The sequence below is a fragment of the uncultured Agitococcus sp. genome, from assembly GCF_937920075.1.
Lineage (GTDB): Bacteria > Pseudomonadota > Gammaproteobacteria > Pseudomonadales > Moraxellaceae > Agitococcus.
This window is the reverse complement of record NZ_CALETI010000365.1, coordinates 1-3,051: the sequence shown is the minus strand read 5'-3', so window position 1 is coordinate 3,051 and position 3,051 is coordinate 1. Positions and strand designations below refer to the sequence as shown.

Here is a 3,051-nt window from a genome sequence, read left to right as displayed (position 1 = left end):
TAACATCAATCACATTTCAGGACGTTCGTTTTTCATCCAGTCCATACCTTTAGGTGGTTTTGCCTCCCTTTCCCCCCAAGTCATATCGTTTTTGTTTGCTGTTTGATATGCACGTTTACGGTCAAAAATAACGGGATATTTCTCGTTGTTTTCGTTCCATTCTTGAATATCCTGCTCTATCTGCTCGATAGCCTCCATATCTTCCTTTTGTGCCGCTTTAACCCATTTTCTCTTGTAGTAGTTAATTTTGCTACGTTGAATAGCGAAATAATCATACTCTACTCCCAACTTTTTTCCAGCTCATCACGCTCATTAAGCAAACGCTCAATTTCTTTAAGTTTATCCTCTATATCTCGCTCTTGATGCGTATTAGACATATCTCGCCCAATGCTGCGTATCTCGCGCTTTAAATCCCTAATTTTAAACTCGTACTTGTTATATTTTTTCTCACGCTCCGCCTGAATATCAAACTCACGCACCTTAATACCCGCTACCCCAAGTAAAGAATTAGCTAAATCAGCCGACTCACCACGCGCATTAGTACCACTATACCCCATCGCATTAAGCAAGTTCGATGCAGGGGTGTCTTCAAACTCACGAGTAACCGCGTTTAGGTTTTTATCCAAGTGGTAATACATGGGTATCCATTCCGATAAGCCAAAACGCATTGATTTTGCAAACGTTTGTTTATCACTGTCTGTGTCCTCAAAATAATCACCACCAGTTAAGCCGTTTCTGTTGGCAATAAGAGTGTTGTAAGCATTCCAATATGGCCCACTCAAAACAGCAGAAGTAGGAATTGGTACGCCGCCTGTTCTGTCATTCATTGTAAAGAAATCACCTAACGGCAACCAACGATAAACATCTAAGAACACAGGGTTATCGGCATCGCCAAAAGGCAATCTGACTAATTTTGGAACACCCCACGCACTGTGTCCTTGCATATAATCAGGCATCGAGGCACGTTCTTTTTCCTCATCATCACCATCCAAGCCAAGCATAGCATAAGCAAGAGCGTTAATGCCGTACGCTGCGCCCGTAATAGCAAGCATACGATGCGGCTGAGTAAAAGCTAGTCGAGTCATAGCAGGCACAGCCTTATAGGTGTAACTTATAAACGGTAGGCCAAAGTCACGTATCCGCTTAACACCAATGGGCAAGTCAGCATAATTAAATATAAAGGTTTCTGCATAATCAACGGCTTGCTGTTGGCTTGCTCCAAGCTCTCTTGATTTACGATACAGTGCCAATTTAAACATTTGGTCTTCTAGGTCGTAAAGCTCACGCATTTTATTAAAAACAGGGTTTTCCCATGCTTTTTTAAGTGCCTTAAATACTAAGTTTGTTGGGGTTGTTGCGCCAAGCAAATCATCACCAAAGTAGTCTCGAATATCACCCGTATAATGCCCTGTTGCCATCATCCCCATTTCAACGGCTTCTTGATAGAACTTGTCTTTGCTTGCCAAACTATCATAACCTTTGCGAATATCATTAATGTTGGCTCCAGCAGCCGTGGCCATCACCACATTACTCACGATATTGTTTGTATGTGCAACCACGTTTAATATAGTTTTACCTTCTTTCCATACAGCAAGTGTTTTACGATAAATGCGCTCAATATCCCCTCTGTCCTGAATGTAGTGTTTTGTGTTTTCCCACACATCAGGATGAACCCACATACCACTTAACTTGCCATAACGCATCAAGCCGCCTGTTTGTTGAATGAATGCTTTAGGCACTTGAACCCAACCAGCCACAGGCTCAGAACTTGCTAGCTCTTCATTAGAGGCTATCTTTTCAAATAACTTGGCTGTTGCAATATCACGCTGCGTTGACAAAAATCCTGTTGCAAAGCGCAACATAGCATCCCTAACCTCGCCCATTTTTTCGCGTTCTTCTTTGGTGTAATCACGCCAAACAATAGTTTTACCTCTTGATGATACGCCCCTATCCTCCCATCCTGATTTTACATAATCGGCAACTTTGCTAGTCTCAACCTCTCTATATTGCCCACGCCCTTTCAGGTGATCGCCTTTAATATCAAAACGCTTAACAATTGCTTTGGTTAATGGGTCTTTTTGCCGTTCTTTATACAGTCTAGGCAAATAAGTATCTCGCCATCTAGCCGCGCTTTCTTCTGACAACATTCCAAGTCTTACAAGCTCATCTGTTTGGTAGCTCAATGTCATACGCATTGCTGCCGCTACTTTTACAACATCCTCAGGAGGAATAACACCTAAAGCAAGCTCCTTCTCCAAATAATCTGACAACAAGGTTCTTTCTTCTGCTTTAAGTGATGTGCTGTTTTTAAGAATATCACTCACTGCTAATTCGGCTTGTTTGCTATCCCTTAGCATCTCGCGCATCATCTGCTTAAATGCAGGAGGGGCGTTATCTACCAATGCCATAGATGCAGGCATTTTTGATAAAACCCCTTTAATAGAGGCCGACATCGCTTTAAAAACATCCTCTCCCTTACCGTCTAACCAGCCATGTAAAAGAGAGTTTAATTTTTTATTGTTGTTTTGTTGGCTGGGATTATCATTTTGTGGTGATTCGTTTCTCGATGAATCACCACGACTAAACCGAATATCGGGATTAGTAGGGCTAAACTCACCGTTATTTTCTATGGCTGATTTGATTTGGGAAGGGTTCTCAACCGCATATTCAGTAGCGAAACCACCGCCTGTATCAGCATTTTCTACAATCCACCCATAATTTCCTGAATCATCATTAAGCTCCCAAGTATTAAATCTTCCAGCATTTCTCCCGTCAAGTTCCGTTGGGTTGTCAATGTTAAGATAAACAGGCATTACATATTTACCGAAATTAGCTGCCACGTTTTCATTGTCAGTAAAAAAATATGTTCCTTCCGTTATCGCATAAAAGTTTGGTTCTGTTGGCTTAAACTCATTAAAATCTCCTTCAGTCCCATGATAAACAACCATCGGCTCGCCATTAGAATCGACAACTTTACTAGCATTTTTCGGGTCATTCTCCCAATCACCAAACCATGCCTTAAAATTATCAGTCCGTACTTGCGCCCATTGA

Annotated in this window: 2 protein-coding genes; both read right to left on the bottom strand. The window is 41.7% G+C overall.

Annotation, left to right across the window (positions count from 1 at the left end; genetic code table 11):
* Positions 1-9 precede the first annotated feature (9 nt).
* Complete coding sequence (locus Q0212_RS12475; protein WP_297926000.1) at positions 10-288, bottom strand: hypothetical protein; 279 nt, start codon at positions 286-288, stop codon at positions 10-12.
* Positions 279-3,051: hypothetical protein (locus Q0212_RS12470; RefSeq protein WP_297925998.1), on the bottom strand; the 2,773-nt coding region annotated here is incomplete at its 5' end. The genes Q0212_RS12475 and Q0212_RS12470, both read right to left, overlap by 10 nt.